Source organism: Bacillus sp. P4_D3, from assembly GCF_056401855.1.
Genome location: NZ_JBFUIN010000442.1, coordinates 1 through 2,571 on the forward strand (window position 1 = coordinate 1; position 2,571 = coordinate 2,571).

Below are 2,571 nucleotides of genomic sequence, written 5' to 3' on the forward strand. Positions count from 1 at the left end.
GTTATTAGCATCTTACTTTTTGAAAGAATATAATAAAAGTTATAAAAAAGGTGTACTTCAAATTGATAAGGAAGCGAAAGAAAGATTACAAGCTTATCAATGGCCTGGAAATGTTCGTGAGTTAAAACATACGATTGAACATGCTGTCATTATTACGGAAGGGAATTCGTTAACAGCAAATTGCTTACCACGAACATTTCGGAAAGAGAAACTTCCGAAGAAGAAAAGTATATTACCACTTAGGGAAGCTCTTCATCAAACGGAAAAGGAATTAATAGATCAAGCATTAATTGAAACGGAAGGGAATATTTTGCAAGCAGCAAAAATATTAGGTATTCCGCGTCAAACGCTTCAATATAAACTGAGCAAGTACGACAAAACCGCCGAATAATCGGCGGTTTTTGTGTGTTTGCACCAATAAAAGAGCGTTTACATATATAACAAGTAATGAATATGATAGTAAATATCGTTTTAGTACAGTACTTAAAAATATTTATTCTCTTATATAATAGGGTATTTCTCGCATTTACTTATCAAGTATATGAAGTTGGCATAATTATTGCTTATATAAAGGATGAGCGTATAAAAAGGGGGAATAGCAATGTTACATGATGTATACAAACCAAATCGTCACTGGAAGGATATTGAATTATGGAAAGATGTTACAGAAGAACAATGGAATGATTGGGTTTGGCAATTAACGAATACGATCAAAACTTTAGATGATTTAAAGAAACTAATTAACTTAACACCTGAAGAAGAAGAAGGTGTTAAAATTTCAACGAAAACGATCCCGTTAAACATTACACCGTACTATGCTTGGCTAATGAATCCTGATGACCCACGCTGTCCGATTCGGATGCAATCAGTACCGATTTCGGAAGAGTTATATAAAACAAAATATGATTTAGAAGATCCTCTTCATGAAGATGAAGATTCACCAGTTCCAGGATTAACGCATCGCTATCCAGACCGCGTACTATTTTTAGTAACGAATCAATGTTCTATGTATTGTCGTTACTGTACACGTCGTCGTTTTAGTGGACAAATTGGAATGGGCGTACCGAAAAAGCAATTAGATGATGCGATTGCTTATATTAGTGAAACACCACAAGTACGTGACGTTTTAATTTCTGGCGGTGATGGACTTCTAATTAATGATAAAATTTTAGAATATGTATTAAAGAATTTACGAGCAATCCCGCATGTCGAGATTATTCGTATCGGAACGAGAGCACCAGTTGTATTCCCGCAGCGTATTACAGAAAACCTGTGTAACATTATTAAAAAATACCATCCAGTATGGTTAAATACGCATTTTAACACTTCTATTGAGATTACAGAAGAATCGAAACTAGCATGTGAAATGCTTGCGAATGCAGGTGTTCCAATTGGAAACCAAGCTGTAATTTTAGCTGGAATTAATGACAGCGTTCCAATTATGAAAAAACTTATGCATGATTTAGTGAAAATTCGTGTTCGTCCATATTACATTTATCAATGTGATTTATCAGAAGGTATCGGTCATTTCCGTGCACCAGTTTCGAAAGGTCTTGAAATTATTGAAGGCTTACGTGGACATACGTCTGGTTATGCAGTACCAACTTTCGTTGTCGATGCACCGGGCGGAGGCGGAAAAATTGCGCTTCAGCCAAACTATTTAATTTCACAAAGTGCGGATAAAGTTGTTCTTCGTAACTTTGAAGGGGTTATTACAACGTATCCAGAACCAGAAAACTATATCCCAGGAAGAGCAGAAGGCTACTTTAAAGAAATTTATCCGACTTATGAAGAGAAACGTTCTGATATCGGCGTTGCAGGATTGATGAGTGATAAGAAATTTAATCTTGTTCCAGATGATTTACAACGTATGAATCGCCGTAAAGATTATGAAGTCAATGAAACGCATGCTTCTTTAAAAGATAAACGTGATAAGCGTGATCAATTAAAAGATAAAAAATATCAAGCACAAATAGCAAAGTTAGATGATGACAAAAAAAATGAGGGTGACGTAGTATGAATTGTATGTGGTGTGACAGTACAGAAGCGAAAGAAAGCTTGAATACTGTATATTGGGAATTACCAGATGGTACGAAAGCCATTGAAATCCAAGAGACACCATGTATTACTTGTTCCTCATGTGGAATGGACTATCAAGCAGACCATACTGTAAAAGAAATTGAAGATCAGTTGTTTTTAATTTATACGAAAGATTTGCCAAAACAACTAACATACGAAGAGTTGATGGGAAGACCACGTTTATTAAAAAGGAATTATTTCGACTTTTAACCAGCTTTTATGCTGGTTTTTTTCTTTTTTGCCTTGTATAATGTACCCAAGTTAGAAAGGTAGGGAATATTTTTGAAAAAGACATTTTACCATTATATGATGAAGCACCGTGCAGCTTTATTTAAAAATGAAATATCAGATTTAGCAGAGGCGATGTATGATGATTTAAGTTTTCCGAAGCAATCTGAAGACTATGATGTAATTAGTTCATACTTAGAGTTAAGTGGAATGCTAGAAAGTATGTCTATATTTGATGATGCATGGGATTTATATATACAAGAG

At 34.8% G+C, this 2,571-nt stretch carries 4 protein-coding genes; all 4 read left to right on the forward strand.

The window, feature by feature from the left end; genetic code table 11:
* Positions 1 to 391 (forward strand): AAA-type ATPase lid domain-containing protein (locus AC1DTM_RS22425; protein WP_477000913.1); only part of this gene is annotated, 391 nt, incomplete at its 5' end.
* A 210-nt stretch (positions 392 to 601) separates the two neighbouring features.
* Positions 602 to 2,020 (forward strand): lysine 2,3-aminomutase, encoded by a 1,419-nt coding sequence (kamA, locus tag AC1DTM_RS22430; RefSeq protein WP_016104761.1) that lies wholly within the window; start codon positions 602 to 604, stop codon positions 2,018 to 2,020.
* Positions 2,017 to 2,289: a YokU family protein gene (locus AC1DTM_RS22435; RefSeq protein ID WP_002085797.1), complete on the forward strand. Its 273-nt coding sequence runs from the start codon at positions 2,017 to 2,019 to the stop codon at positions 2,287 to 2,289. The genes kamA and AC1DTM_RS22435 overlap by 4 nt, the downstream gene beginning before the upstream one ends.
* Before the next feature lie 72 nt (positions 2,290 to 2,361).
* Positions 2,362 to 2,571: YozE family protein (locus AC1DTM_RS22440; protein ID WP_367964737.1), on the forward strand; the 210-nt coding region annotated here is incomplete at its 3' end.